We start from the raw sequence: 26,075 nt of genomic DNA, 5'->3' as shown, positions 1-26,075 counted from the left end.
ACCTCTTGTCGCGCAGTCGATGACGACCCACAGCACCGGCACCGGCCGACGTCGACCGATACCGGTGTCAGCTGTAGATCAAGGAGTGAGAAGTCAACTGTCGGAACAAGTTTCGAAAGGATGTGACACCGCCGACACGATGCCTCGAATACCGGAGCGCTGTAGCGCGCAAGAGCCGCCGAAACACACTGAACAGATATTCACCAGACGGCAGAATCGAGAGTACGCCGTCCCGGACCACCAGATCCGGGACCGGCCCGGCAGCAACGATCACCGCCAGACCTGTGGATTGCTGTTATTCGTTGTACCCCTTGCCTTTTCCGTCTCGGCCTTCGGGGTAGAGATGCTCGTCGAGGTCGACCGGTGCCGCGCCGCCGGGAACCTGGTCGCCGGTGTACCGTCGCGGCCGTGGGTAGGTCGCCATGATCCACCGGATATCGTCGTCGGTCACGTAGTAGGCACGGACCCGCTCGATTTCGGCGACCTGTTCTTCCGACTCGTTGTCACCGATAGCCTCGGTGTCGACGCCCGGTGTGATCTGCACGTAGCCGACACCGGGTGTGGTGTGCGGGATCAGATCACACAACGCGCCCCGATCCCGGCCGGTCGGCCCGAACACCATCGCCACCTGTGTAGCCTCCGACAGCCGCAAGCCGACCCGGGTCGGGAACAACTGCCGCAGCCGCATCACTTCCTTCGACGGATCTTGCAGGCACCCGATCACCACCACGCCCGCCGCACGGGCCATGGTCAGGATCAACCCGAGCAGCCGTTGGATCTCGTCCCTGATCCGCTTGTCCGAGAAGTACTCGGTCAGTGACGCGAACTCGTCCACGATCAGCACGATCAACGGCTCTTTCACCGACGGAATCAGCTTGCGGGAAGCCCGGCGCATCCGGTTCATCCGCCGGATCATCACCCGCGCTGTCTCCCGCAGCAGCTCCAACGCACCTTTACCGTTGTCGTAGGCGAATTTGTCGAACCAGTCCATCCCAGCACCGAACTCAACCCCGGCCTTCGGGTCCAAAAGGAACACCACCGCGGATCCTTCCGCGATGCGAGGCCCGAGGCCGGCGATCACCGACCACACCACCGATCCCTTGCCCGATCCCGTCGCGCCCGCCACCATGACATGCGTCCCCAGCAACGCCACCCGCCACGGATTCCCCAGCTGCGTCATACCGATCGGAACCGCTTCCAGGTCAACCGATCTCGCATCCACGACCGTGCGGGGCAGCGGGATCGGTTTGCGGAGAATGTCGGTGTGGATCACCTCCAGGCGCACCCGCCCCGACACCGCGTGACGCACCCGGACCCCGACCGCCCGGAACGAATGCCGCAACTCCTCCGACCGCGCTTCCCAGGTCTCCACCTTCTGCCCATAGGGCAACCCGACCTCCAGCACATCCACCACACGCCCGATCCGCGCCGAAAACAGGTACGGCGTAATCACTTTCGTATCCAGTTCCGCTGTGAGCCGGTTCATCGCCATGACCTTGATCCATCGACTGGAGTAGCGGAACCACTTCCAATACCGCTGCCGGATCCGGCCGGTCACCCACCGTTCGAACGACACCGGCCACCGAACCCGCCACACGACCCAGCACCCCACCACCGCGACACCGGCGGCTACCCCGTACGGCCACCCCTGCCACCAGCCCAGCGCGACCGCCGCAGCCACCGGCAGCGAGAACATCGGATACAGCACCGCCCACCAGGCCACCACCAGCAGCCCGACGAGCAGCTTGCCCACCAGCAGGAACAGCACCTCCCCCACCTCGTTCATCAGATCCGTCCGTCCTTGCGGGACCGGACGATAATCAGCGGATTTCACCATCATCGAACCTTTCGAAAACATGAATGAATCTGTCGCGCAGCCGTTTTCGGGCATGCGGAATCAGGGCGGGTCCGCCGGTCACCATCACGGCCACAGGCGGACCCGCCTGTTCGGGTACTACGGATTCAGCAGGTCAGGACTGGTTACGCCCCGAGCCCGCACCTCCCCGGCCACTCACCGCCGGTGCCGGTGCCGGTGCGTAGCCCGCCGCTCGCACGGTGTAGGTCAGGTACTTGAATTCGCCCTGACCTCCGACGCGCGGCTGAACGGTCAGCCCTTCCAGCACGATCGGCCGCAACCCCGCCGACAGTTCATCGGTGGTCGGTACCGGTTCCGTCTCCGACAGCAACAGAATGTCGTAGCTGCGTCGGCGGGAGTTCGGCTCACCGGGGTCGGTCACCGACGCTTTCCACACCCACAGGCCCGTCACCGGATCCCGCTGCTGCGGGCCGGGCCGGTTCGGATCACCGGTGTACACCGTGTCCGGACGCACCGGCCCCATCTGATATAGCCCAGCGGCATAGAACTCTTCGAAAGCGACCGGGTATCGAAACGCCGACCGCGGATTATTGGTCTGGTTTTGTCCTTGCTGCTCAGCCATGATGGCCGCCTTTCGGTTGTGATCATTTCCATCCGTGTCGACACTCGACACGAACACGAAGGGGGCACTGTCACGGCACCCCTCACCCTGCGACCCCGAGCCACAGCAGCGCCGTGAACAGCGGAAACGGAGACGACCACACCGGGAGGCCACACACGCCGCGCTCGCCCGACCAGACCGAGCCGTCCCTGACGGACGGGCCGAAACCCCGGTACCGGTGTTGCAGCAGGCATGTATGTATTACTCTGGACATGGCAGAACTCCGGTTCTGCTAAAGAATGGAAAACGGGACTCCAAAGGTAGGGCTGCGTACCCGATAATCCTGTGGAGTGAATTTTTCGTTCACGCTGTCCCCTCGTTCCAGCGGGGGGACAGCCACGAAACTCTCAGCGGTCAATCGGCCATTCGGTCACCTTTCGTTCCACACCATCATCACAGCACCGGCCACCGACATCAACCAGCCCGCCTCCTACAACCTGTGCGAGATCGAAAATCCGGCCGAGCGCTGGCGCGGAATAGTTGGACTCGCGGGAACGCGGGAACTCCACGGGAACAGCTGGACACCTCACGGGATATCCGCAGCCGTCATCCACCGTCAGCGGTATGACGAAGCTCACAGCTCGCCGGAACGGCCCCCACGGCAGAAAACTGGATTCACCGGCTGAACGGATCGGGATCGCCGTACGGCCCCCTCGACCGATCCGCGCCAGCGCACAGGACACCGACACGACGCTCTGAATCCTTCCTCTCATCCTGCATTCAGGTTGTCAGTCCCCTGATATCCATCATCCCGGCAAATCCGGCCCGGTCAAGGACCCAATTTGGGTGAATTCGAGGAAGAAAGGACCAAAAGTAAGGCACACCCGCCATGGAGGCGTTATCCCCGGCGTGTCGCCTTGACATTCGTGCAAGAGCATCGAACTAACACGAAAATGAGGCGAGCTAACCCCTTATTGGGGGACATAACACCACGAACAGCCGGAAGGGACTGACGAGCGCGGGGCGCGGGACCAGGCGTTAGAACTCTGAAAAGTTCAAATAAGTTGCCAAACAGACCTATATGAGCCGCAGTGAACTTACCGGAGCCCGGCCGCGAAGGTGACGAACCTCACACGCATTTGGCTACGCCTCAACAGACCTCATCACCTTAGATAGCCGAACTAGTGCGCCAAGTCGTCCAGGGCGGCACAGATGAGCGCCCTGGCGTGCTCTCCAATCACCGACTTCGAGGCGAGCAGGTCGAATGCTCGCCCGTACAAAGCGATCTCACGAGGTTGGGTCACGGTCAGTTCGGCCGTCACTGCTTCGACGTTCACGACCCGATTGTCGTACATGGTGAAGTTCGTGGTTTGCAGCGCTGGGGCACCCCTGAACGGGATCATCCCGACAACGACTCTCGGTAGACCGACGACTGCTAAAAGCCGGTCCAACTGTCCGAGCATGACAGCATCGTCCCCGACTCGGGTGTGAAGCGCTGCCTCACCGATCAGGAAGTGAAAGCGGTGTTCTCGCTTGTACAACAGTTGTTGCCGCTCCAGGCGAATGGATACGCCTTCGTCGATGTCGTTGTTCGGCACCTGGTAGAACTCAACCACTTCGGCGAGTATCGCCCTTGCGTACTCGGCTGTCTGTAGGAACCCAGGCACGAGGTTCGGGCTGAATATCCGGATGATCTCCGCCTGCTCGGCTTGACGCAGCACGGTTCGTTGCCGCCGCCGCGTGCCGATACTGAGCGACTTCTTGACCTCCAGGTACGCCAGTTCGAGCGTATTCAGCGACGCCAGCAGATCCGGCAACTCGTCCGCTGTATCACAATGAGTGCAGTACGCCCGGATGTCGTCCGGCGACGGCTTGATCCGGCCATACTCCAACTTCGGCACTTTGGTTTGATGCCAGCCGCACAGCCGGGCTAGGTCGGCACCCGAGAGCCCTGCTAGTTGGCGAAGCTCTCGAAGACGCGCCCCGAGAGCTTCCCGTGCCTCGAAATAGCTGCCGTTCACAGGTATTCCGCGTATGGGGTTGCCAGGCCCCAGAGCCGAGTCCGGACTGTGCGGCAGTATCCGACGATGTGTGGGTCCTCGGACACCGCCAGGCCGGCGGGAGCCCCTGCCGCGTCGACCAGGTTGAACACCACTCGGTCATCCATCAACCACCAGTCGTCCGGCGGAACCTCTCCCGCGAGATGTCGGGGCAGATACCGGATGTCTTCGCCAGCCTCGATCCCACGCCCGGCGACCGACAACAGCCACCGTTGATAGTCCGAGTGCGGGACCGTCACGACCCGTAGGCGCTGCATCGCAACGCCGCGTTCGACGGTTTCGCGAACGAGGTCGTGCCATGGCAACCACGGCGTCGGCGTCGGTACTCCCCGCAGGAACCGCTGTAGGCGTTCGTCTTCGGCCGGTACGTGGTACTCGTCCCGGACTTCGAGGTGAAACGCCGAGCCGTGAAGGTCACGAAACATGTTGCGCCACACCTCGAAACTGTCTTCGGGTCGCAGCATTGGGATACCCCTTCTATGCACCAGAATTCTCGGTCGCTCGCCATTGTCCTCTCGTTCAATCGCCCCGGCGGCCTGATGGCCGACTTCGTGCATACCTGTGCATACCTATGGTTGATCCTGCTCACCTCCTCGTAGCGTCGGACTTGGCACCCGTGGCATTGACGCCACGCCACGGGTGCTCTTCCAGACATCGGAGGCAGGCAGGGGAAACACCATGATCGTGTCCAGAAGTTCGGAACGGATATTGTTTCGCACGGCAAAGGGTCCGCTGTCGGCCATGTGGGAGATCCCGACCGGCGGCGTCCCTCAGATCATGCACATGAACGACCCGGAATCGGTGTTCCCGGCGATCCGGTGGCCGAATAACTCGATACCGGGGCTGCCCGATGGGCACATCGCCTTCGGGCCTCAACCGCACCAACGTCCGAGTATCGACCAGGTGCGCGAGTGGCTTCCGCAGTATTCGGCCCTATGGGACGAGATCCGCGAAGAATCGCTGATCACTCATACGATGCAGGTGAACTTCCGTCCATCCGGATGCAGCATCGGCCGAACGTTCGTCTCCGCCGACGGACTGTCCGACTGGACCGAGCGCGTACAGCGATGATCACGGAATTCGTTCTACGGCACGGCGTTCCGCCAACAGTGGGTACTAGGCGGCGGAGGACTCAGGCAACTTGCCGATTAATCCACTCCGCCGAGGACGGTTTCGAGGCTCCTCTCAGCGCGACGCGAGGCTCTAGATGGTGACTCTGGTCGGGCTGGCGGCAATCGTGGTCGTATGCACCGGTGTGATGTTCGTGTCGTTCACATGGCCGAATCGCACCCGGACGACGCTACAGCCGTCCGGAAAGCTGAAATCTATTGCGGAACAAGCGATTAGGGGACGGCGATAACCCCTGCAACGCGCGAGATTCAGGAACCCGATGACTTCCCGGTCGGCGTAAGGATTCAGGGCCGCTGAACCGGGGAGAACGGGTAGCCCCCGGTTTTCGACCGTGCTCGGGGCGGGGGCTACCCACCTTTTTCACACTTCCAGGAGAAACGACAGTGACAGACGACCAGGCTCCCACCCGCCTGATACTCGTACGCCACGGCGAAGCGCACGCCAACGTCGATGATGTTGCCGCCGGCGTCCGTACCTGCCGAGGACTGACCGACCGGGGACGCCAGCAGGCGGAACGGCTGGCGAAACACCTTGCCAGCCAACAGGAATACCCGATCGCCGCCGTCTACAGCAGTAACGCTGCCCGCGCGAGGCAGACCGGCGAAATCCTCGCCATCGCCCTCGATAAGCCGGTGATTCCCGCCCTGTCGGCACCGGACTACGGCAAGGGCGAGGGTCGGCCGTGGCCGGAGATCATCACCGGATTCGGCGACGCACCCGCCCTGCACCCGGATCGGCCCATCGCCCCGGGTGCCGAACCCTGGACCGCCTTCCAGCGGCGCACCGGACAAGATCTCGCCGACCTCGTGCGCCGCTACCCCGGCAAAACCGTCGCCGTAGTCGCCCACCGCGAAACCGTCATCGCCGCCGCGATGAACTTCCTCTCCCTGCTGCCCTGGGCACGCGCGAATATCACGTTCAGCGTGGACTACACCGGCGTCACCATCTGGCAATACGCAGCACTGCGCCGCACCGACACCCGTGACGGCTATATGCGCTGGAATCTCTTGTGCCACAACGACACTCGCCATCTCGACTGAACTTTCCACACTTCCCGGCCCGCTCCCTCACTGCACACCAGTGCGGGCCGGGAAACCCGGGGAGAGGTCAACGGGTTCCGGACGGCCAACCCGCGAACCGGACGCAGACCGGTCCGCACCCGGAACCCTTCCTCTCACCGGAAACCTGTGTCGCACAACCCGTTTCCCGTGCGGCACGGGGATCGAAGCCCCGGCGGTACCCGGCCCTATGGTGCCGCCCTTCACCCAGCCGGGTACCGCCGGGGTGTTCCACCACCGATCCATCGCTCTTGGGGAAATCGTGACCGCACTACCCACCGCCGCACTGTCCGTGTGCGCGCACACCGACGTCGACCAGGCCCACCGGCTGTGGCGCGAGCACCGCGCCTGCACCCCGCACACCTGCGTCGTCAAACGCGCCGCCCTCCAAATCCTTGTTCTCGCAGGCAAAGTCGTCCCGCAAACAATGCCCCTGTATGAACGGGCCGCCCGCCGGGGCATCCACCTGTCACCGGCGCACGAACGCGCCGCCCCGATGCTCACGCTCGGCACCGCCGAACTACTCGCGACACTGGAAGGACTCACCCGCCGATGACCGGCCAGACCCTCACCGCCGTCTCCGACCCGGCTCGAATGTTCCTCGGCATCACCGTCGCCGGGGAACTGTCACCCATGCCACTGCACGCGGTCGCCGCGGACACCTACCGGCCCTGCGTCAACGAGACCTGCAAGACACCCACCAGCCGCGAGGAGGACTACCACACCGTCACCGTCTACACCCTCACCGAACCCGTGCTCCCCTGGTGGACCACCGTCGAAATCCACCTCTGCGACACCGGACACGGCGAACTCATCGCCCGCCCCACCACCGCCATCCTCCGACCCGTCACGCCGACCAAACGCAAACCTGGCACAGGCCCCCGGATCTTCGAGGTCGTCAGCGGCGACCGCCAGCACCGCAGCACCCTGGAAACCATCGAAACCGACCTCGGGTACGACTGCGACAACTGCCGCCGCCCCTGGAGCGTCGCATGGTACGAACTGCCCGAGGACGCTCGCGCCGCCATCCCGGAATGGTTCACCAACTGGCTGTCCACCGAAATCCGGTACTGCGACGGATGCGGACACGGCCAGATCAAACACCACAGCTACACCTGCCACGCCCAACCCGCCCCGCCGGCGACCCAACGGTAAACGACCATGACCACCGCAACCACCGTCGCTGTCCTGCACGACAACCACATGTCCTACCTCCACCGCCGCGCCGCAGCCCTGCTCCTGCAACTGGCCGAACACCCCCAAGAAGACGGCTGGGCGCTGCTACGCGAGGAACCCGCCGCCGTGGTCCACATGGCCGCCATCGCGCTACACGCCACAGCCACCGAACTCGCCGCGCAGCAGAACACCAGTCTCCTCGCGATCCTCGAACGCAGCGGTATCCGCACCTGCGCCACCGACGCCTGCGGCCACGGACTCAGCACCGCCGACACAGCCGTGATCGCCGCCCACCTGTAGAACGTCCCGCATTGCTCAGTCCGCTCAGTCCCCCTCCGCAGTGCCGGGAACGGCAGAACCCCCGATGCCAGATCGAGCAGTCTCCTCGAGGCACCGGGGGTTCTTGCTGTCCGCACCCGCTTGCGGCGGATTCGGTGACCCCGATCCTGGAACCCTCCGCCTGGAGGTGCCTGCCGGGTCGCGTCGCGGACCGGGCGGGCTGTCCGGTCAGAATCGCCAACGCGAAGAAGGCCACAAGCTTGAATACTTGTGGCAGACAGAGAAGTTGGGAACCGGGAAAGAAAAGAAAAAGGGGGAAGAAGACCGGAACCCAACAAAGAAGAAGTTGCCGAATTTCTCTCTACAGAATCAAGAGCGGCGCGCAAGCGCGCCGCCCGGGTCGCCCGCCCTCCCGCTCCGCTCCCGGGCGGGCACCCCGGCACAGGACCAGAAGCGGGAACCGAACCACCACAACCGTGAGCCGCCGCGCGCCTTGTCGCTTAACACAAGCGCTCTAATAATTCATCGCATAGTCCGACCATGACGAATAGAGAACATGAATCCGGAGACGTAGGGACAGAACTGGCCTGCGTTTAACTAGAATGTAGCGTAAATTCAACGGTGTACTGCACATTGCCGGGTGCGGTGGTATAGCCATTGATAGCGGTGAAGTCGCATTTCGCATACAGCGTGTACGTGGTATCCAACTGGAGAGCGGTCACGGCCGAATGCCACCAGTAATCAGCCGGGATTGACGGATGGAAATCATGATAGCCCGGCTTGCCCCACACCGAAGCACCACACGACATCGGTCCTTGAACCAAGGATTGCACGTACGGCGACAACCTCAGCGACCAGATCAATCGATTGCCGCCCGCAGGGCTCTGAACAGCATAGACTACATCGCCCGTAAAGCTGCCGTGAATTCCGTCATATCGGTAGCTAGTATCGTTCAGGTGGTAATGATACTGCCCCGGCCATTGTCCCGGCTCCGCAGCAGCACGCTGCATCGGCGCGAGAAATGCTACTGCGCATGAAAAAAGCGCTGTCAATACGATGATTACTCGACGTGCCTGCGCACGGATACGGCTCGACATTCGTAGTCCCCCTGTGGAACATTCTCGATCTCAGCATCGACCCGATCACCCTCTCGCAGCGCCAAGACGTCCCCTTTGTCCACAGTGGACAAGTGGAACCACGCCAGTGAGCCATCTGGTCGAGTCAACACCCCAGTGCCATTACGGATGTTCCAGCGGTAGACCGTCGCACGCTCCATAGCCCCGCCTCCCCTTGGTCGCACCGTACGAGTGACTACTTAATCTTTGCACACCCTACCGCCCCGCACACCTGAATTCTGCACCATGATCATGCGCTGCCGCACCATCCCTCAGCGGGATGGCTTGCCACCCAATACTTCAGACCGACAGTCAAATCGCACCTACCTGCAAAGACACACCAATGCCCTACGCACCCATGCCCGAAGCCTTCACCTGCCGCGCTCCATAAGAGGACAGTTTTAAGGAGTGCGTAACCGAGATGTCACCCCGGCCAATTGGGCCACCTCCTGCCTGCGCAGGCCCGGTGTGCGCCTGGTGTTTCCGAGCTGCGGCAGGCCGACGTCGGGCGGGCGCAGCCGGGCACGGCGGGTGCGCAGAAAGGCCGCGAGTTCGGCTCGATCGCTCATCGGCATTCCCTTCGGCCGGGCGGTGTCCGTTCCAGTGTCGGCTATCGCGAGCGGCGCTGGGTGGTACAGATCGGTCCTCCCACCCGGCGGACTCGGCGCGAACAGTGGGGGCATGAACCGAACAGCTCTGATCACCGGTGCCAACAAGGGCATCGGCTACGAAATCGCCCGACAGCTGGCCGAACACGGCTTCACCGTGCTGGTCGGCGCGCGTGACCCCAAGCGTGGCGAGACCGCCGTCGCGAAACTACGGGCCGGCGGCGCGGACGCCCGGTTCGTACCGCTGGACGTGACCGACGCGCAGTCCGTCGCCGCGGCCGCGGCCGCTGTCGAGGCCGAGTTCGGCGCGCTCGACGTGCTGGTGAACAACGCCGGGATCGCCGGCGCCTTCGAGGGCGACGGCAAGCCGTCCACGACCACGCTCGGCACGCTCCGGGAGGTCTTCGAGACCAACGTCTTCGGCGTCGTCGCCGTCACCAACGCGATGCTGCCGCTGCTGCGGCGCGCCCCGGCGGCCCGCATCGTGAACGTGTCCAGCGAGGTCGGTTCGCTCACGATGGCCACCGACCCCACGGGCCCGATGTGGCCGATGGCGGCCATCCCCTACCCGACCTCCAAGACCGCGCTGAACATGATCACGGCGCAGTACGCGAAGGAGTTGTGGGACACCCCGATCCGGGTGAACGCGGTCAATCCCGGGTACACCGCCACGGATTTCAACGGCCACAGCGGTTTCCGCACCGCGGCGCAGGGTGCGGAACCGATCGTGGCGGTGCTCACCGGGCCCGCGGGCGGCCCCAGCGGGCAGTTCACCGGACACCTCTGGGGCGAGCCCGGGGGTGTGGAATACGGTCCGCTGCCCTGGTAGGCGGCTCGATGTCCGCCGCAGCCGGCCCTCCCGGCGGCGGCGGACGACCGACCTATCCGCCGCTGCGGCCGGGGACGCGCGCCTCAGGCCCCGTAAACTGCTTCCGGCGGAGCGGATTTCGCGATCAGATCCCGGACCGCGGCGCCCAGTTCGGCGGGCTCCCAGCGCGCGCCGCGGTCCACCGGGATGCCGTGCCGCCAGCCGTCGGCCAGCGCCACCTTGCCGCCCTCGACCTCGAACATGCGGCCGGTCACGTCGGCCGATTCGGCGCTGCCCAGCCAGACCACCAGCGGCGAGATGTTCTCCGGGGCCATCGCGTCGAAGCCCTCGTCCGGGCGGGCCATGGTCTCGGCGAAGACCGTCTCGGTCATCCGGGTGCGCGCGCTGGGCGCGATGGCGTTCACGGTGATGCCGTAGCGGCCGAATTCCGCTGCCGCCGTGATGGTCAGCGCGGCGATACCCGCCTTGGCGGTGGCGTAGTTGCCCTGGCCGACGGCGCCCTGCAAGCCCGCGCCGGAGCTGGTGTTGACGATGCGGGCGGCGACCGGACGCCCCGCCTTCGACTCGCCGCGCCAATACTCGGCGGCATGCCGCATGGTGGCGAAGTGACCCTTGAGGTGGACGCGGATCACCGAATCCCATTCGTCCTCACCGAGATTGACCAGCATCCGATCCCGGACGATACCCGCGTTGTTGACCAGGACGTCGAGACCGCCGAAGGCCGACACGGCCTGGGCGATCAGCCGTTTCGCCCCGTCCCAGTCGGCGACGTCGTCCCCGTTCACGACGGCCCGGCCGCCCATAGCCTCGATCTCCGCGACCACTTGTGCCGCAGGCGAATCGGCGCTGGGCGCGCCGTCCAGTTCGGCGCCGAGGTCGTTGACCACGACGTTGGCGCCCGCGGCGGCGAAGGCCAGCGCGTGCGCGCGGCCGATGCCGCGGCCCGCGCCGGTCACGATGACGGTGCGCCCGGCGCACAACAGGGTGTTCTCGGTCATCTCGGCTGTTCTCGTTTCCCTCGTGCCCGCCGCGTGGTCGGGCGCTGATCGGATGTCTCTACGCGAAGCGATCGGGGCTGTGCGCGAAGCGGTTCCGGTTCGCTGCCCGGCGGTCTCCACATTGCCCGCGGTCGCGGCGTCCAGGAACGCCGGACGCTCACCGCCGCCGTGCGCCAGCAGCGTGCCGCCGGTGACATAGCCGGCCAGCGGTGAGGCCAGGAACGCCGCGCAGCGGCCGATGTCCTCGGGAGTGGCCAGCCGGCGCAGCGGCACGGTGTCGGCGACGGCGGCGATGCCCGCCTCGTCGCCGTAGTGCAGATGACTGTTCTCGGTGCGCACCATCCCGACGATCACCGAATTCAACCGGACCTTGGGCGCCCATTCGACGGCCAGCGACCCGACCAGGCTGTCCAGCCCGGCCTTGGCCGCGCCGTACGCCGCACTGGCCGGGGAGGGCCGGTGCCCGGACACGCTGGAGATCATCACGATCGAGCCGCCGGTCGGCTGCTGCTGCATGACCGCGTTGGCGGCCCGCGAAACCCACAGCGGCGCCATCAGATTCAGTTGCACGATCTTGTCGTGGTAGTTCGGGCTCGCGGTCGCCGTCGGCGCGAAGGGGGCGCCGCCGGCATTGTTGACCACGTGGTCGAGGCGGCCGTACCGCGCCACGATCGCCTCGACCAGTTCCTGCACCGCGCCGGCGTCACGCACGTCGCACGGCAGGAACTCCGCCGTGCCGCCGACGCCGGTGACCGGCGCCTCCGGCGGGCGGCGCGCGCAGGTCACGACGGTCGCCCCGGCCTCCAGGAAGACCCGGCTGATGCCCGCTCCCACGCCCCGCACCCCACCGGTGACGAGGGCGACGGATCCGGAGAGATCCACTTCGATTGCCACCGTGCTAACCTACCAAGCACTTGCTTGTTTGGCCAACGAATGGACATGCGATGGGGATCAACCGTCACACCGAGACCTCGGGGATCGAGGTCGTCACGATCGACTTCCCGCCGGTCAACGCCTTTCCGGCGGCGGGCTGGTTCGCACTCGCCGACGCGGTCCGCGAGGCCGGTCGCGATCCCGAGACCAAGGTCGTGGTGTTGCGGGCGGAGGGCCGCGGTTTCAACGCCGGCGTGGACATCAAGGAGATCCAGCGCAACCCCGGGCATCAGACCCTGATCGATCACAACACCGGCTGCTACGCGGCGTTCGGCGCGGTGTACGACTGCGAGGTGCCGGTCGTGGCGGCGGTGCAGGGCTTCTGCCTCGGTGGTGGCATCGGACTGGTCGGCAACGCGGACGTGATCGTGGCCGCCGACGACGCCACCTTCGGGCTGCCGGAGGTCGAGCGCGGTGCCCTCGGCGCGGCCACCCACCTGTCCCGGCTGGTGCCGCAGCACCTCATGCGCACCCTGTTCTTCACCGCCGGCACCGTCACCGCCGCGCAGCTGCACCACTTCGGCTCGGTGTACAAGGTGGTGCCGCGCGCCGAATTGGACGCCGCCGCACTGGAAGTGGCGAAGAACATCGCCGCCAAGGACGGCCGGGTGATCCGGGCCGCCAAGCGCGCGCTCAACGGGATCGACACCCAGGACGTACACCGGAGTTACCGATACGAGCAGGGTTTCACCTTCGAACTGAATCTGGCCGGGGTGGCCGACGAGATCCGCGCCCGGTTCGACGCGGACCTGGCGTCCAGGAAGGCGGGGAAGTGATATGCGGGACAAGCGAATCTCGTTGGAAGAGGCCGTCTCCGGCCTGCGCAGCGGTATGACCATCGGGATCGGCGGCTGGGGTTCGCGGCGCAAGCCGCTGGCCTTCGTGCGCGCGATCCTGCGCTCCGACGTCACCGACCTCACCGTGGTCACCTACGGCGGCGCCGATCTCGGCCTGCTGTGCTCGGCCGGGAAGGTCCGCAAGGCGTATTACGGCTTCGTGTCCCTGGATTCGGCGCCGTTCTACGATCCCTGGTTCGCCGCGGCCCGCACCGGCGGCGAGATCGTGGCCCGGGAGATGGACGAGGGCATGGTGAAGTGCGGCCTGCAGGCCGCCGCGGCCCGGCTGCCGTTCCTGCCGATCCGCGCCGGACTCGGTTCCGACGTGGTGAACTTCTGGGACGGCGAACTACGGACCGTGCAGTCCCCCTATCCGGATGCCGAGGGGCGCACCGAAACCCTGATCGCCATGCCCGCGCTGAATCTCGACGCCGCCTTCGTCCACCTCGATCTCGGTGACAAGCACGGCAACGCCGCCTACACCGGCGTCGATCCCTACATGGACGATCTGTTCTGCCTCGCCGCCGAACGCCGCTACCTGTCGGTGGACCGCGTGGTGGAGACCGAGGAGCTGGTGAAAGCCGTTCCGCAGCAAGCGATCATCCTCAATCGGATGATGGTCGACGGTGTGGTCGAGGCGCCCGGCGGCGCGCACTTCACCTTCTCCGGCAGTTACGGCCGCGACGAACGGTTCCAGCGCCACTACGTGGCCGCCGCCGCGACCCCCGAGTCGTGGGCCGAGTTCAAGGCCCGGTACCTGGACGTCTCCGAGGCCGAATATCAGTCGGCCGTCCGCACTTTCGCCGAGGAGAGGACACAGTTGTGAGCACCAGCACCGTCACCCGCGCCGAGGTGTGCGCGGTCGCCTGCGCCGAGATCTTCCGCGGCGCGGGCGAGATCATGGCCAGCCCGATGTCGCCGACGCCGACCGTCGGCGCGCGGCTGGCCCGGCTCACCTTCGAACCGGATCTGCTGATCTCCGACGGCGAGGCGCTGTTCCTGGCCGAAACCCCCGCCCTGGGCGGCAAGGCCCCCGTCGAGGGCTGGATCCCGTTCGGCAGGGTCTTCGATGTCGTCGCATCCGGCCGCCGCCATGTCGTCATGGGCGCCAACCAGATCGACCGCCACGGCAACCAGAACCTCTCGGCCTTCGGCCCGTTGCAGCGCCCCAAGCGCCAGATGTTCGGCGTGCGTGGCGCTCCCGGCAATACGATCAACCACCCGACCAGCTATTTCGTGCCCCGGCACACCACCCGGGTGTTCACCGACCGGGTCGACATCGTCTCCGGGATCGGTTACGACAAGGTCGATTCCACCAATCCGGCGTTCCGGTTCCACCACCTGCACCGGGTGGTGACCAATCTGGGCGTGTTCGACTTCGGCGGCCCGGACCACACCCTGCGCGCACTGTCGCTGCATCCCGGCGTCACCGCCGAGGACGTCGCCGCGAACACCTCCTTCGAGGTCGCGGACCTCGCCACCGCCGAAACCACCCGGTGGCCCACCGAGGAGGAACTGCGCCTGATCCGGACGGTGCTGGATCCCAAGGGACTTCGCGAGAAGGAGGTCTCGGCGTGACCGCCCGGCTGCGCACCCCGCTCACCGATCTGGTCGGCATCGAACATCCCGTCGTGCAGACCGGCATGGGCTGGGTGGCCGGCCCTCGCCTGGTGGCCGCCACCGCGGCCGGCGGCGGCCTCGGCATCCTCGCCTCCGCCACCATGACGTTCGCCGAACTCGAGGCGGCGATCGCGAAGACCAAGGCGCACACCGGCAAACCGTTCGGCGTGAACATCCGCGCCGACGCCACCGACGCCACCGAGCGCATCGAACTGCTGATCCGCGAGCAGGTGAAGGTGGCCTCGTTCGCCCTGGCCCCCAAGCAGGAGCTGATCGCACGCCTGAAAGACGCGGGCGTGGTGGTAATCCCGTCGATCGGCGCCGCCAAGCACGCGGTGAAGGTGGCCGCCTGGGGCGCCGACGCCGTGATCGTGCAGGGCGGCGAGGGCGGCGGCCACACTGGCCCGGTCGCCACCACCCTGCTGCTGCCCTCGGTCCTGGACGCCGTCGACATCCCGGTGGTCGCCGCGGGCGGTTTCTTCGACGGCCGCGGCCTGGCCGCCGCCCTGTCCTACGGCGCCGCCGGCGTCGCGATGGGCACCCGCTTCCTGCTCACCCGGGAGAGCACCGTCCCCGACGCGATCAAACAGGAGTACCTGGGCCGCGGCCTCCAGGACACCGTCGTCTCGCTCAAGGTGGACGGCATGCCGCACCGCGTCCTGAACACGGAACTGGTCGCCCGCCTGGAGAATTCGGGCAACTGGCGCGGCCTGACCGCCGCCGTCGCCAACGCCGCCCGGTTCAAGAGCATGTCGGGCATGACCTGGTCCGCCCTGATCCGCGACGGCCTCGCCATGCGAAAGACCAAGGACCTCACCTGGTCCCAGGTCATCATGGCCGCCAACACCCCCATGCTCTTGAAAGCCGGTCTGGTGGAGGGCAATACGGAGGCGGGCGTCCTGGCCGCCGGCCAGGTCACCGGCATCATCGACGACCTCCCCACCGTCGCCGAACTGATCGACCACATCGTCACCGACGCGGTGGCCCGCATCGACGCCATGGCCGCGCTGCGCACCACCGCGCCCACGGGCTGAACACCGCGCCACCCGGCTCGCCGATCAACGCTCGCCGGCATCCCCGTCCGGCCGATGATCGGCGAGCCACCGCTTGGCCTCGTCGTGCGGGCACAGCCGGTCCGGCCCCGCCGGCACCTGCCCGTGCGCCCGGCAGACCCCGCGCTCGTCGCGCCGGCACGGGATCGGATCGATGAGGTCGCGAAGCAACCGCACCACCGTCTCGCCGGGCCCGAGCAGATCACCGATGGCGTCGACACTCTCCCCCGCCGCCGTCAAGAAGGCGAGCTTCGGCCCCGAATCACCCGGCGCATCCGCCCATTCCGGCGCCGCACCGCCTTCCCCGTCGTACCCCACGCCGCGATCGTGCTGCGTCTTCCAGTCCGCGTAGGACAATCTGGCGATCCGCTCGATCGCCACAGCACGAATGTCGCCATCCGACATCGGTATTCATCTCCTCGGCCCACAGCCACCGCCGCTTCCACACCACTGCTGCGAACTTCATAACAGACCGCTTTTCCGACGCACCAGACAACACGCTCGAAATCCGTCTACCCATTTGATGACCTCATCTCCGAACATGTAGACATGCGCCATGGAAGCTAGAGGGGTGAATCGGCGAATAGAGCAGCTTGGCGGGATATCTGTCCGACAGGTAGGATCACATAGACGGTACAAAATTGTCTATGAGCTAGACAGCGGACAGCAGGCCACCGCTTACACAACCGTGCCCCAACATTCGGGCGACATACCGATCGGAACGCTGAGAGCGATCGAACGCGACCTCACGCCCGCATTCGGATCAGGATGGCTGAGAGGAGAACGCCAGTGAACGACGTCGACCGAACCTATCTGGTCGTGGTGACCCGCGAGGGAAAGAACTGGCTGGCCGACGTTCCCGAACTGTCCGGCGCGCACACCTTCTCGAGAAGCTTGTCCGGCCTGGAGCAATCGGTGCGCGAGGTGATCGTCCTGGCCGAGGATTTGCCGGACGAAAACTTGGCGGAGTTGCAGCTCGATTGGTCCTTCGATACCGGCGACCGCCTGATCGACGCCACCGCCCTGACAGTACGCAAACTTCGCGCTCGTGCCGACACTCTCGCCGCCGAGGCGGCGCAAAGAACGGCCGACGCGGTGCGATTGCTGACCGAACACGGTATGGGCGTGCGCGATACGGCGATGATCCTCGGCATCAGCCCGCAACGGGTCTCGCAGATCACCGGGCGCGCGGGCTGATCGACGCCCTCAGCGGCGGTCCAGGTGGTGGTTGAGGAGTAGGGACAGTTGGGTTCGGGCGTCGTCGAAGGGGCGGGTGGATTTCAGGGCTCGGCTCTGGACGATGGCGCCTTCGATGACCGAGAGCAGTAGGCCCGCGATGGCGCAGGCGGGGGCCTGGTCGATGCCGGCGGCCATCAGGCCGTCGGCGAGGCGGGCGGTCCATTCGGCGAAGGCGTGGCCGGCTACGGATTGGACGTCGGGGTCGAGTTCGTCGAGGGCGGCGGCCATCATGAACGAGCCCTCGCGATAGTCGCTGACCTCCAGGGGGATCCGCCAGAAGGCGAAGAGTTGGTCGAGCCATTGTTCGGGGGACGCGGCGGTCTGCAGAGCGTCGGCGGTGGAACTCACGTGCGAGTACACGACGCGGGCGACGATGCGGGCCGCGGCCTCCACCAATTGGGACTTGCCGGCCGGAAAGTGCTGGTACAGCGAATTGCGAGAGGCGTTGCTGCGCTTGAGCAATTCGTTGAGTCCGGCGGCGTGCACACCGTGCTCCTGCACCGTGGCGATCGTGTTCGTGAGCAGTCGGGCTCGCGGGCCGGCCGTCGCCACGTCGTGCTCCTCTCCCTGGAATGAACCGATCTGTTGATTGAACCGATCGTTCCATGTTAGATCTAGCAGGTGTGGACCGATCGGTTCACATGAGAGAGGACCGTCATGCCCGCGCACATCGCCACCGCCGCCCCCGTCGCACATGCCGCCCTGCTGGGCCTCGGCGTGTACCGGCCCCGCCGGATCGTTCCCAATGCCGACATCATCGATCGGATCGACTCCTCGGACGAGTGGATCCGCACCCGCTCCGGAATCGCCTCCCGCCGTTGGGCGGACGCCGACGAGACCATCGTCTCGATGAGTGCCGACGCGGCGCGCGCCGCGCTCGCCGCCGCCCGGCTGGACGCCGAGGCGATCGATGCCGTGATCCTCGCGACCTCCTCGCAGATGGTGCTCGGACCGTCGGCGGGCGCGGTGGTCGCCGACATCCTCGGGATGCACGACACCGCCGCCTTCGACGTCTCGGCGGGCTGTGCCGGATTCTGCTACGCGCTCGCGAACGCCGCGAATCTGGTGCGCGCCGGACAGGCTCGCAACGTCCTGGTGATCGGCGTGGAGCGACTGTCGGATCTGCTCGATACCAGCGACCGCACCTGCGCGTTCATCTTCGCCGACGGCGCCGGCGCGGCGATCGTCGGTCGCGCCGAACAGGAGGGCATCGGCCCGGTGGCCTGGGGATCGGACGGCAGTCAGACCGCGGCGATCAAGCAGGACAAGGACTTTCAGCAGTACTTCGCCGAGGTCGCGGCGGCCGAGGCGAGCGGTGGCACCTCGACGCGCCCCTATATCCGGATGAACGGCACCGCCGTATTCCGTTGGGCGGTCACCTTTCTGGAGAAGGCGTGCCGCGAAGCCCTGGACCTCGCGGGTGTCACGGTCGACCAGCTGGACGCGTTCGTGCCGCACCAGGCCAACATTCGCATCACCGAAGCGCTGATCAAGGCCCTGCACGTACCCGACAGTGTCGCCGTCGCCCGCGACATCGCCGAGACCGGCAACACCAGCGCCGCCTCGATCCCGATGGCGATGGAGGAACTGATCCGCTCCGGCGCGGCGCGGCCGGGCGACACGGCCCTGCTGCTGGGATTCGGTGCGGGACTGGCGTATGCGGGCCAGGTCGTGACCCTGCCCGCGATCGCCGGATAGTGTTGCGGCAGCGGAGTATCCGGCGAAGGCCGACCGGCGCCGCGATCGGCGATCCGGCGCGGACTCAGAATTTGGGTGGGAGCGGGCGGAAGATCTCGTGTACCGCGTCGTAGGCCGCGCGGACCTCGTCCGGAACCGCCACCTCGACGATGTCGCCGGTCCGGGCGTACTTCTCGAAGCGGGGGATCTCGCCGGTGATGTTGGCGGCGATCGCATCCGGGTTCGACACGGTCTGGGTTTCCGTGCGGAAGCCGTACTTCAGGTAGTTCTCCAGCGAGACGTCCGCGACACCCATACTGACGTGCTCCACCTCCGGGGACCGTTTCATGAGCGTCGCCCATACCCGGCGCGCGTGGAACGGAGTCGTCACCGCGATCAGCGACGAGGTGTCCCGTCCGCTCGCGCGCAGGGTGCCGACCCCGTAGATCGCGTTCTCGACGGTATTGCGGGCCAGCGGTTCCTCGACGCTGCGACTGGCGGCCAGGCCCAGTCGTTCCGCCGCCACCCGGAACGCCTCGGCCTCACCCTGGTATCCCGAGAAGACCACGGGCACACCCGCCAGACCGTGGTCGTGGACCATGTTCGCGACCACACCGGCCCCGCCGATATCGGGACTGCCGAATACGACGATGCCGCCGTAGTGCCGTCCGGCCTCGATCTCCCAGGCCGGATCCCGGCGCAGGAAGTCGTAGATCGTGCCGAGATCGGTGAGCGCTCGGTCGGTGTCCACGCCGCGCTCGCGCAGTCGGTTCAGCCACTCGTCGTAGGCGGCTTCCCTGCGGCCGCCGAGCACTCTGGAGTCGGCGATGACCGCGCGGCCGGCGCTGTCGAGCGGTATCGCCTCGCGTGTCTCCGCCTCGACGAGTTTCCCGATACCGGCACGGGCCGCGCCCGTCAGCTCGTGGCCGTCCCGGGTAGCCGCGGACATGCCTTCGGACAGCGCTTTTTTCACCCGCTCGGCAACCACGCGCGCAATTTCCGCCGGTTCACTTGCGCCAGTCAAGCTCTGCCTCGATCAGGACGATCCCTGGCCGGAGCCCGGTATTACCGCACTGTTCGGCCGTGGTTCATTCAACCACGGCGGAGTCCCGCTCGGGCGTGATGACCGAGCGGGACCGGACCCATCGGATCAACTTCGCCGCACCCGCAACAGAACTCCGGATGCGAGCGCGGCGACCAGCGACAACACGCAGATCCCCGCGAAGGCGAGGTGATAACCGGACAGCGCCGGGCGACCGGATTCCGCCATCCGGGACAGGATCACGGCGATCAGGGCCACGCCGGTGGCGCCGCCGATGCGCTGCAGGATGTTCACGAACGCCGCGGCGTCGGGCATCTGATCGTGCCGCACGGCGGCATAGGCGGTGCTGACCAGCGGCATGGTCGAGAGGGCCGTGCCGACGCCGCACACGAACAACAACACCTGCACCAGAACGGGATTCGCGTCGACCGGCAGAAACGCCAGCGGCGCGACGGTGGCGGCCACCACAACGGTGCCGCAGACCGCGATGATGCCGCCGCCGGCCCGGTCCGTCAGCCGGCCCCCCAGCGGGAGGGCGATGATCCCGCCGCCACCGTAGACCAGCAGCAACAGGCCGCTGCGGATCAGGCTCTCGTGGTGCAGGATCTGGAAATACAAGGGCAGCAACACCATCAGGCCGAACATCGCGGCGCCGGCGAAGAAGCTCGCGCTGTTGGCGGCGGCGAAGACCGGGTCCCGGAACATCCGCACGTCGAGCAGCGGCTCGCTGCGCCGCAGCGAGCGGAACACGAAGCCGGCGAGGCCGAGTGCGCCGAGCACGATCGGCAGCCAGACCGACAGCACCGAATTCGCGTCGCGCACACCGAGTTCGCCGAGGCCGTAGACCACCGCGGACGCGCCACCGCCCGCCAGCACGAGCCCCACGAGATCCACTGCGCCGCCGCGTGTTCCGGGTTGCCTGGGCAGCACCCGCAGGCCGAGCACGCAGGCGACCACGCCGAACGGAAGATTGATCAGGAACAGCCACGGCCAGCTGAGGTGGTCGAGCATCAGGCCGCCCACGGTGGGGCCGAAGGCGGGTGCGCTCACGACCGCGATACCGACCACGGCCATCACCCGGCCCAGGTATCGCGGGCCCGCGGCCTGGCCCAGGATGGTCTGCCCGGCCGGGACCACGACGCCGGCGGCCAGGCCCTGGAGTACCCGCAGGAAGATCAGCCAGCCGATGCCGGGGGCCAGGGCACACAGGCAGGAGGCGATCGTGAACGCCGCCACCGCGGCCACCCAGACCCGGGCGGGCCCGAACCGGCGGGCGAGCCGGCCGCACAGTGGCAGCGACACCGCCAGCGCGAGCAGATAACCGCTGGCCACCCACTGCACGGTCGCGAGGCTCGCGTGCAGGTCGGCGCCGATCGTGGGAAGTCCGATGTTCACCAGCGAGGTGTCGAGCATGCTCATCAGCGCCCCGAACACGACGACGCCGGCGATGCGCCAGACGTGCGGGGGAATCGAATCGGAGGGGGAAACCGCGGTGGCCGAGCGCGTCTGCGTCATCGGGCACCCCTTTCGAGATATTGTTGGGATACTCAATTGCGGAGATTATCAACAATCTCGGGGCTCAGCAATACCACTACAATCGAGCCATGCCCGACGCCCACGATGTCCACCTGGAAGGACTCCTGCGCTTCCCCTCGTATGCCTTCGGGAAGCTGCATCGCGCGGTGCACAGCGAGGTCGGCTCGTCGCTACGGGAACACTGGGTGCTGGTCTACCTGGAGGATCGCGCCGACCGGATCTCGCAGCAGGAGATCGCCGACGCGCTCGCCGTCGACCGCAGCGAGGTCGTCCGTCTCGTCGACGGCCTGGAACGCGCCGGCCTGGTGGTCCGGCAGCGGGACACCACCGACCGCCGCAAGCACTGCCTGTCGATCACCGACGCCGGCCGCGCCGCCCGCCGCCGGGTCGACGCCGAGATCGAGGCCTCGCACGACAAACTGCTCGGCCGCCTCGACCCCACGGAACGCGCCACCCTGCACCGGCTGTCGCTGCGGGCGCTGGGCTACGACGAGGACTACCGGCCGCTGCCGCCCGCCGGCGAATGAACCGGCCGCGGTTCCGATCCGATGACCGCTGTGCGATCACCGCGTCTCAGCGCAGCGTGATGTGAATCCGGTTGTCGTGGTACACCGCACCACCGCCGAAGTCCGAATCACGTTCGGCGATGGTCGCGTTCACGGTGGGGCCGTGCGAGAACCTCATCCAGCGGCCCTTGGTGGTGGCGGCGACACCGGGCCGGACCCGATCGGAGACGAGCGCGATCGCCTCGAACGCGCCGCGCTCGTTGTACACCAAAATCTTCGCGCCGTCGGCGATCCCGCGTTCGGCGGCATCGCCGGGATGGATGGTCACCTGCGGCTCACCGGCCCGGCGGCGGAGTTCCGGATTGCTGCCGAAGCTGGAATTGACGAAATAGTGTGAGGCCGCCGAGATCAGCACCAGGCCGTCGCCGGTGTCCGCGGGCGGGATGTAGGTGGGCAGCGCGTCGTGCCCGGCGGCAGCGGCCCGGGCGGAGACGAATTGCAGTTTGCCGGCCGGCACCGGCTGTGGCTCGACACGCAGGAAACCCTCGCGGCGCAACCGGTCCAGGTCGTGGCCCTCGAGCAACTGCCGGGCCAGATCCTCGTCGGAGTCGTACAGCGACGGTTCGGTGAGGCCCATGTGCCGGGCCAGGCGCCGGAAGGTCTCGGTGGTGGAAAGGCATTCACCGGGCGGATCGACGGCCGGTTCGTTCCAGGCCAGGTACATGTTGCCGTAGGCCGCCACCACATCCAGGTGTTCGGGCTGCATGGTGGCCGGCAGCACGATGTCGGCGTAGTCGACGGTATCGGTCGGGAAGTGCTCCAGCACAACGGTGAACAGGTCCTCGCGGGACAACCCCCGGATCACCGTGGACTGGTCCGGATTGGAGGCGACCGGATTCGCGGCGATCACGAACAGCGCCCGCACCGGCGGGTCCTTCGCCTCCAGCAGCCCCTCGGAGAGCCGGGTCATCGACAATGTCCGCACCGGGTGCGGCAGCAGATCGAAACGCGCCAGCGCGGATTCGTTCAGCCGAAAGTGACCGCTCGTCGAATAGTGCAGTCCGCCACCGGGAATGCCCCAGTCGCCGGTCACACCGGGCAGACATGCCAAGGTACGTAAGGCCATTCCACCGCCCGCGTGGCGCTGCATGCCCTGTGAGGCGCGGATCGCGGTGGGGCGGGTGCGGGCGATCCGCTCGCCCAGCGCGAAGATCCGCTCCGCGGGCAGGCCGGTGATCTCGGCGACCCGGTCGGGCGGATACTCCGCCAGGCGTTCGCGGAACTGCGGCCAGCCCTCGGTGTGCTCGGCGAGGTATTCCCGGTCCTCGGCCCCGAGCGAGACGATCACGTGCATCAGGCCCAGCGCCAGCGCGGCGTCGGTGCCCGGCAGCGGCGCCAGATGTTCGTCGCAGCGGTCGGCGGTGCGGCTGCGCACCGGATCGATGGCGACCAGGTAAGCGCCGCTGTCCTGGATGAATTTCCACACGTGGTGCCCCGTCGTGAGCGGGTTGGTGCCCCACAGGATGATCAGCTTCGACTGCGGGAAATCCTCGGGATCCATGCCGCCGGAGGTGCCGAGGGTGTACTTCAGCCCGAGCGAGCCGGAGATCGAGCAGATGGTCGGATCGTGCAGGCTGGCGCCGAGCACGTTGAAGAACCGGCGGCCCGAGAGTCCTTCCAGCCCTTGCAGATACCCGAGACTGCCGGTGCCGTGGAACGGCCAGATCGCCTCGCCGCCGTCCTCGTCGACGATGCCGGTCAGCCGCTCGGCGATCTCGTCGAGGGCCTCGTCCCAGGTGATCCGCTCGAATCTGCCCTCGCCCTTGCGGCCGACCCGCCGCATCGGATAGCGGATCCGATCCGGCGAGTCGACCTGCTCGAGATATCGGTTCACCTTGACGCACAGCGCGCCGCGGGTGACCGGATGATGTTTGTTGCCCCGCAGTTCGACCGCCCGGCCGTCATCGGCGACGGTCACCACCCAGGAACAGGCGTCGGGGCAGTCGAGCGGACATGCGCCCAGAACCTCCATCCACTGATGGTAAACGCGGGCCGGGTGTGCGTCGCGGCGACGGTTGAAGCGTCAGGCCTCGATCCGCTCGATGATCGTGACGTTCGCGGTGCCGCCGCCCTCACAAATCGTGAGCAGGCCGTACCGGCCGCCGCGACGCTCCAGCTCGTTCAGCAGGGTCGCGAAAAGCTTTGCGCCCGTTGCCCCGAGCGGATGCCCGAGGGCGATCGCGCCGCCGTTGACGTTCACCTTCTCCGGGTCCGCGCCGGTCTCCTTCAGCCACGCCAGGACCACCGAGGCGAACGCCTCGTTGATTTCGATCACATCGATGTCGTCGATGGTGAGTCCGGTCTTCTCGAGCGCCCACCGGGTGGCGGCGATCGGCGCGGTGAGCATGTAGATCGGATCGGCGCCGCGCGCGCTGACGTGATGGATGCGCGCCCGCGGGGTGAGTCCGTACTCCTGGACCGCCCAGTCCGAGGCGAGCAGGGTGGCGCTCGCACCGTCGGAGATCTGACTGGCCACCGCCGCGGTGAGCCGGCTGCCCTCCGACAACGGTGGCAGCGCGGCCATTTTCGCCAGGCTGGTCTCGCGCGGGCCCTGGTCGATCCAGAAGTCGCCGACCGGCACGATCTCCCGATCGAAGCGGCCCTCGGCGATCGCGGCGCGGGCCCGGTCGTGGCTGCGCAGCGCCCAGTGCTCCATATCCTCGCGGCTGATATCCCATTTCTCGGCGATCAGCTGCGCGCCGTTGAACTGCGACACCTCGCCGGTGCCGTAGCGATGGTCCCAGCCCTCGGCGCCGACGAACGGGGATTCGAAGCCGTACTCCTTCCCGGCCAGCATCGCGGCCGAGATCGGGATGGCGCTCATGTTCTGCACCCCACCGGCCACGATCACCTCGGCGGTACCGCTCATGATGGCCTGGGCGCCGAAGTTGATCGCCTGCTGACTGGATCCGCACTGCCGGTCGACGGTGACGCCCGGCACCTCCTCCGGATATCCGGCGGTGAGCCAGGCGGTGCGGCCGATGTTGCCGGCCTGGGGGCCGACATTGTCGACGCAGCCGACGATCACGTCGTCGACCCGCACGGGGTCGATCGAATTGCGGCCGAGCAGCCCGCGCAGCGCGGCGGCGCCCAGATCGGCCGGGTGCACTGCGGCCAGCGCGCCACCGCGCTTGCCGACCGGTGTGCGCACGGCGTCGATCACGTACGCCTCCCGCACGGGTGCGTACGGACGGCGGGTCGGTGCAGACATGAGAGCTCCTACTTGCTGTGTTCCGTTGCGCCGGAGAACTTTTCGGCCCGGGTCTCCGGATTGGTGAGCCCGTCCAGCACGATGGTGAGGTACTGCTTGGCGAGGGTGCCGACGGTGATCCGGCCGCCGGGCCGGTACCAGCGGACCGCCACCCACACGGTGTCGCGCAGGAATCGCAGCGCCAGTTCGACATCCAGTTCGGGCCGGAAGCTGCCGTCGGCGACGCCCTCGTGCAGCACCCGCGACCAGATCTCCCGGAATTCCCGGTTGTACTCGTCGATGTAGTCGAAACGCGGTGTGCCGCTGAGGCGTTTCGCCTCGGCCTGATAGATCGCCACCGCGGCGTGCGAATGGTCGAACGACTCGTACGAGGCGATCACCAACGCCTCCAACGTATCCCGCGCCGAGAGGTTCGCGGCGACGATCTCCCGGTAGCGACCGAAGAGGTCGTCGAGGAAGCCGCGCAGGATCTCGTCGACCATCGACTCCTTGGAATCGAAGTGATGGTAGAGACTGCCGGATAGAATCCCGGCCGCGTCGGCGATGTCCCGAACCGTGGTGGCACGCAGCCCGCGCTCGGCGAACAGCTCGGCCGCCAGGGCGAGCAGTTCGGTGCGACGTGCGGATTTGGAGGTGTCGGGTGCGGTCACACCGGCCATAATACAACCAAGCATTTGCTTGGTCCACGGGGC

Annotated in this window: 27 protein-coding genes and 2 pseudogenes; 14 read left to right on the top strand and 15 right to left on the bottom strand. The window is 66.8% G+C overall.

Going from position 1 to position 26,075, the window contains the following annotated elements; genetic code table 11:
• Window positions 1-295 precede the first annotated feature (295 nt).
• From NRB56_RS00750 to NRB56_RS00735, 4 genes are all read right to left on the bottom strand, one after another.
• Entirely contained in the window at window positions 296-1,786 is a 1,491-nt protein-coding gene (locus NRB56_RS00750; protein WP_194290683.1) for an FtsK/SpoIIIE domain-containing protein, read from the bottom strand.
• 184 nt (window positions 1,787-1,970) lie between these two features.
• Entirely contained in the window at window positions 1,971-2,495 is a 525-nt protein-coding gene (locus NRB56_RS00745; protein ID WP_319942378.1) for a hypothetical protein, read from the bottom strand.
• A 1,103-nt stretch (window positions 2,496-3,598) separates the two neighbouring features.
• Complete coding sequence (locus NRB56_RS00740; protein ID WP_319942377.1) at window positions 3,599-4,438, bottom strand: helix-turn-helix domain-containing protein; 840 nt, start codon at window positions 4,436-4,438, stop codon at window positions 3,599-3,601.
• A complete protein-coding gene (locus NRB56_RS00735) occupies window positions 4,435-5,034 on the bottom strand; it encodes a DUF6879 family protein (protein WP_227837037.1) in 600 nt (199 codons plus the stop codon). The genes NRB56_RS00740 and NRB56_RS00735 overlap by 4 nt, the downstream gene beginning before the upstream one ends.
• 121 nt (window positions 5,035-5,155) lie before the next feature.
• Between NRB56_RS00735 and NRB56_RS00730 the strand changes: the two genes are divergently transcribed.
• The 5 genes from NRB56_RS00730 to NRB56_RS00710 all read left to right on the top strand — a co-directional run bounded on the left by NRB56_RS00730 (window position 5,156) and on the right by NRB56_RS00710 (window position 8,142).
• Window positions 5,156-5,548 carry a hypothetical protein gene (locus NRB56_RS00730; protein WP_153338557.1) on the top strand — a complete coding sequence of 131 codons (393 nt, stop codon included), beginning with the start codon at window positions 5,156-5,158 and terminating at the stop codon, window positions 5,546-5,548.
• Between the two features lie 443 nt (window positions 5,549-5,991).
• Window positions 5,992-6,648, top strand: coding sequence for a histidine phosphatase family protein (locus NRB56_RS00725; RefSeq protein WP_319942376.1), 657 nt, complete (start codon window positions 5,992-5,994; stop codon window positions 6,646-6,648).
• A 280-nt stretch (window positions 6,649-6,928) separates the two neighbouring features.
• Window positions 6,929-7,222, top strand: a complete 294-nt coding sequence (locus tag NRB56_RS00720) for a hypothetical protein (RefSeq protein WP_153338556.1) — start codon at window positions 6,929-6,931, stop codon at window positions 7,220-7,222.
• Entirely contained in the window at window positions 7,219-7,821 is a 603-nt protein-coding gene (locus NRB56_RS00715) for a hypothetical protein (protein WP_227837035.1), read from the top strand. Before NRB56_RS00720 ends, NRB56_RS00715 begins: the two co-directional genes overlap by 4 nt.
• A 6-nt stretch (window positions 7,822-7,827) precedes the next feature.
• Window positions 7,828-8,142 (top strand): hypothetical protein, encoded by a 315-nt coding sequence (locus tag NRB56_RS00710; protein ID WP_153338555.1) that lies wholly within the window; start codon window positions 7,828-7,830, stop codon window positions 8,140-8,142.
• A gap of 572 nt (window positions 8,143-8,714) precedes the next feature.
• Here NRB56_RS00710 and NRB56_RS00705 read toward each other — a convergent pair.
• Both NRB56_RS00705 and NRB56_RS00700 read right to left on the bottom strand, forming a co-directional pair.
• Entirely contained in the window at window positions 8,715-9,218 is a 504-nt protein-coding gene (locus NRB56_RS00705; protein WP_153338554.1) for a hypothetical protein, read from the bottom strand.
• 440 nt (window positions 9,219-9,658) lie between these two features.
• A pseudogene (locus NRB56_RS00700) lies at window positions 9,659-9,811 on the bottom strand (transcriptional regulator); the annotation flags it as partial.
• Window positions 9,812-9,917: 106 nt separating this feature from the next.
• On the opposite strand from NRB56_RS00700, the gene NRB56_RS00695 reads away from it, so the two are divergent.
• The gene (locus tag NRB56_RS00695) at window positions 9,918-10,673 is read left to right on the top strand and encodes an SDR family oxidoreductase (protein ID WP_153338553.1); all 756 of its coding nucleotides are present in this window, start codon (window positions 9,918-9,920) and stop codon (window positions 10,671-10,673) included.
• 83 nt (window positions 10,674-10,756) lie between these two features.
• On the opposite strand, the gene NRB56_RS00690 is transcribed toward NRB56_RS00695, so the two are convergent.
• Together NRB56_RS00690 and NRB56_RS00685 are read right to left on the bottom strand one after the other, a co-directional pair.
• The gene (locus NRB56_RS00690) at window positions 10,757-11,671 is read right to left on the bottom strand and encodes an SDR family oxidoreductase (RefSeq protein ID WP_153338957.1); all 915 of its coding nucleotides are present in this window, start codon (window positions 11,669-11,671) and stop codon (window positions 10,757-10,759) included.
• Window positions 11,672-11,779: 108 nt separating this feature from the next.
• Window positions 11,780-12,565 (bottom strand): annotated as a pseudogene (locus tag NRB56_RS00685) (SDR family oxidoreductase); the annotation flags it as partial.
• 50 nt (window positions 12,566-12,615) lie between these two features.
• Here NRB56_RS00685 and NRB56_RS00680 point away from each other — a divergent pair.
• From NRB56_RS00680 to NRB56_RS00665, 4 genes are read left to right on the top strand one after another with little or no spacing between them, the layout of a single operon-like run.
• Entirely contained in the window at window positions 12,616-13,380 is a 765-nt protein-coding gene (locus tag NRB56_RS00680) for an enoyl-CoA hydratase family protein (protein ID WP_153338552.1), read from the top strand.
• Between the two features lies 1 nt (window position 13,381).
• Window positions 13,382-14,266: a CoA transferase subunit A gene (locus tag NRB56_RS00675; protein ID WP_153338551.1), complete on the top strand. Its 885-nt coding sequence runs from the start codon at window positions 13,382-13,384 to the stop codon at window positions 14,264-14,266.
• Window positions 14,263-15,018: a CoA-transferase subunit beta gene (locus NRB56_RS00670; RefSeq protein ID WP_319942375.1), complete on the top strand. Its 756-nt coding sequence runs from the start codon at window positions 14,263-14,265 to the stop codon at window positions 15,016-15,018. Before NRB56_RS00675 ends, NRB56_RS00670 begins: the two co-directional genes overlap by 4 nt.
• Window positions 15,015-16,094, top strand: a complete 1,080-nt coding sequence (locus tag NRB56_RS00665; protein ID WP_319942374.1) for an NAD(P)H-dependent flavin oxidoreductase — start codon at window positions 15,015-15,017, stop codon at window positions 16,092-16,094. Before NRB56_RS00670 ends, NRB56_RS00665 begins: the two co-directional genes overlap by 4 nt.
• A 24-nt stretch (window positions 16,095-16,118) precedes the next feature.
• On the opposite strand, the gene NRB56_RS00660 is transcribed toward NRB56_RS00665, so the two are convergent.
• On the bottom strand, window positions 16,119-16,517 hold the full coding sequence (locus NRB56_RS00660) for a hypothetical protein (protein WP_153338550.1): 399 nt from the start codon (window positions 16,515-16,517) through the stop codon (window positions 16,119-16,121).
• A gap of 151 nt (window positions 16,518-16,668) precedes the next feature.
• On the opposite strand from NRB56_RS00660, the gene NRB56_RS00655 reads away from it, so the two are divergent.
• Entirely contained in the window at window positions 16,669-16,905 is a 237-nt protein-coding gene (locus tag NRB56_RS00655; RefSeq protein ID WP_153338549.1) for a type II toxin-antitoxin system HicA family toxin, read from the top strand.
• Window positions 16,902-17,309: a type II toxin-antitoxin system HicB family antitoxin gene (locus tag NRB56_RS00650; RefSeq protein WP_319942373.1), complete on the top strand. Its 408-nt coding sequence runs from the start codon at window positions 16,902-16,904 to the stop codon at window positions 17,307-17,309. Before NRB56_RS00655 ends, NRB56_RS00650 begins: the two co-directional genes overlap by 4 nt.
• A 9-nt stretch (window positions 17,310-17,318) precedes the next feature.
• Here NRB56_RS00650 and NRB56_RS00645 read toward each other — a convergent pair whose 3' ends face one another.
• Window positions 17,319-17,903: a TetR/AcrR family transcriptional regulator gene (locus tag NRB56_RS00645; RefSeq protein ID WP_319942372.1), complete on the bottom strand. Its 585-nt coding sequence runs from the start codon at window positions 17,901-17,903 to the stop codon at window positions 17,319-17,321.
• A 105-nt stretch (window positions 17,904-18,008) separates the two neighbouring features.
• Here NRB56_RS00645 and NRB56_RS00640 point away from each other — a divergent pair, with 105 nt between their 5' ends.
• Window positions 18,009-19,049, top strand: a complete 1,041-nt coding sequence (locus tag NRB56_RS00640; RefSeq protein WP_153338547.1) for a beta-ketoacyl-ACP synthase III — start codon at window positions 18,009-18,011, stop codon at window positions 19,047-19,049.
• A 64-nt stretch (window positions 19,050-19,113) separates the two neighbouring features.
• Here NRB56_RS00640 and NRB56_RS39975 read toward each other — a convergent pair whose 3' ends face one another.
• Window positions 19,114-20,016 (bottom strand): YdcF family protein, encoded by a 903-nt coding sequence (locus NRB56_RS39975; protein WP_153338546.1) that lies wholly within the window; start codon window positions 20,014-20,016, stop codon window positions 19,114-19,116.
• Window positions 20,017-20,178: 162 nt separating this feature from the next.
• Window positions 20,179-21,585: a DHA2 family efflux MFS transporter permease subunit gene (locus NRB56_RS00630; RefSeq protein ID WP_153338545.1), complete on the bottom strand. Its 1,407-nt coding sequence runs from the start codon at window positions 21,583-21,585 to the stop codon at window positions 20,179-20,181.
• Window positions 21,586-21,674: 89 nt separating this feature from the next.
• Between NRB56_RS00630 and NRB56_RS00625 the strand changes: the two genes are divergently transcribed.
• Window positions 21,675-22,133: a MarR family winged helix-turn-helix transcriptional regulator gene (locus tag NRB56_RS00625; protein WP_153338544.1), complete on the top strand. Its 459-nt coding sequence runs from the start codon at window positions 21,675-21,677 to the stop codon at window positions 22,131-22,133.
• A gap of 46 nt (window positions 22,134-22,179) precedes the next feature.
• On the opposite strand, the gene NRB56_RS00620 is transcribed toward NRB56_RS00625, so the two are convergent.
• Genes NRB56_RS00620 through NRB56_RS00610 form a run of 3 tightly spaced genes read right to left on the bottom strand, consistent with a single transcriptional unit; the run spans window position 22,180 to window position 26,042 of the window.
• On the bottom strand, window positions 22,180-24,144 hold the full coding sequence (locus tag NRB56_RS00620; RefSeq protein ID WP_153338543.1) for a molybdopterin-containing oxidoreductase family protein: 1,965 nt from the start codon (window positions 24,142-24,144) through the stop codon (window positions 22,180-22,182).
• A gap of 51 nt (window positions 24,145-24,195) precedes the next feature.
• Window positions 24,196-25,350, bottom strand: a complete 1,155-nt coding sequence (locus NRB56_RS00615) for an acetyl-CoA C-acetyltransferase (RefSeq protein ID WP_319942490.1) — start codon at window positions 25,348-25,350, stop codon at window positions 24,196-24,198.
• 41 nt (window positions 25,351-25,391) lie between these two features.
• Window positions 25,392-26,042, bottom strand: a complete 651-nt coding sequence (locus NRB56_RS00610; protein ID WP_153338541.1) for a TetR/AcrR family transcriptional regulator — start codon at window positions 26,040-26,042, stop codon at window positions 25,392-25,394.
• Window positions 26,043-26,075: the final 33 nt, after the last annotated feature.

This window comes from Nocardia aurantia (genome assembly GCF_009604425.1).
Lineage (GTDB): Bacteria > Actinomycetota > Actinomycetes > Mycobacteriales > Mycobacteriaceae > Nocardia > Nocardia aurantia.
This window is presented reverse-complemented; position numbering and strand designations above follow the sequence as displayed.

What these genes read in the sequence shown, in the direction of transcription:
- NRB56_RS00715 (WP_227837035.1), top strand. Translation starts at nt 7,219, where the DNA reads ATGACCGGCCAGACCCTCACCGCCGTCTCCGACCCGGCTCGAATGTTC.
- NRB56_RS00750 (WP_194290683.1), bottom strand. Translation starts at nt 1,786, where the DNA reads ATGAACGAGGTGGGGGAGGTGCTGTTCCTGCTGGTGGGCAAGCTGCTC.
- NRB56_RS00610 (WP_153338541.1), bottom strand. Translation starts at nt 26,042, where the DNA reads ATGGCCGGTGTGACCGCACCCGACACCTCCAAATCCGCACGTCGCACC.
- NRB56_RS00620 (WP_153338543.1), bottom strand. Translation starts at nt 24,144, where the DNA reads ATGGAGGTTCTGGGCGCATGTCCGCTCGACTGCCCCGACGCCTGTTCC.
- NRB56_RS00730 (WP_153338557.1), top strand. Translation starts at nt 5,156, where the DNA reads ATGATCGTGTCCAGAAGTTCGGAACGGATATTGTTTCGCACGGCAAAG.
- NRB56_RS00705 (WP_153338554.1), bottom strand. Translation starts at nt 9,218, where the DNA reads ATGTCGAGCCGTATCCGTGCGCAGGCACGTCGAGTAATCATCGTATTG.
- NRB56_RS00690 (WP_153338957.1), bottom strand. Translation starts at nt 11,671, where the DNA reads ATGACCGAGAACACCCTGTTGTGCGCCGGGCGCACCGTCATCGTGACC.
- NRB56_RS00675 (WP_153338551.1), top strand. Translation starts at nt 13,382, where the DNA reads ATGCGGGACAAGCGAATCTCGTTGGAAGAGGCCGTCTCCGGCCTGCGC.
- NRB56_RS00660 (WP_153338550.1), bottom strand. Translation starts at nt 16,517, where the DNA reads ATGTCGGATGGCGACATTCGTGCTGTGGCGATCGAGCGGATCGCCAGA.
- NRB56_RS00640 (WP_153338547.1), top strand. Translation starts at nt 18,009, where the DNA reads ATGCCCGCGCACATCGCCACCGCCGCCCCCGTCGCACATGCCGCCCTG.
- NRB56_RS00710 (WP_153338555.1), top strand. Translation starts at nt 7,828, where the DNA reads ATGACCACCGCAACCACCGTCGCTGTCCTGCACGACAACCACATGTCC.
- NRB56_RS00695 (WP_153338553.1), top strand. Translation starts at nt 9,918, where the DNA reads ATGAACCGAACAGCTCTGATCACCGGTGCCAACAAGGGCATCGGCTAC.
- NRB56_RS00735 (WP_227837037.1), bottom strand. Translation starts at nt 5,034, where the DNA reads ATGCACGAAGTCGGCCATCAGGCCGCCGGGGCGATTGAACGAGAGGAC.
- NRB56_RS00655 (WP_153338549.1), top strand. Translation starts at nt 16,669, where the DNA reads ATGGAAGCTAGAGGGGTGAATCGGCGAATAGAGCAGCTTGGCGGGATA.
- NRB56_RS00630 (WP_153338545.1), bottom strand. Translation starts at nt 21,585, where the DNA reads ATGACGCAGACGCGCTCGGCCACCGCGGTTTCCCCCTCCGATTCGATT.
- NRB56_RS00680 (WP_153338552.1), top strand. Translation starts at nt 12,616, where the DNA reads ATGGGGATCAACCGTCACACCGAGACCTCGGGGATCGAGGTCGTCACG.
- NRB56_RS00625 (WP_153338544.1), top strand. Translation starts at nt 21,675, where the DNA reads ATGCCCGACGCCCACGATGTCCACCTGGAAGGACTCCTGCGCTTCCCC.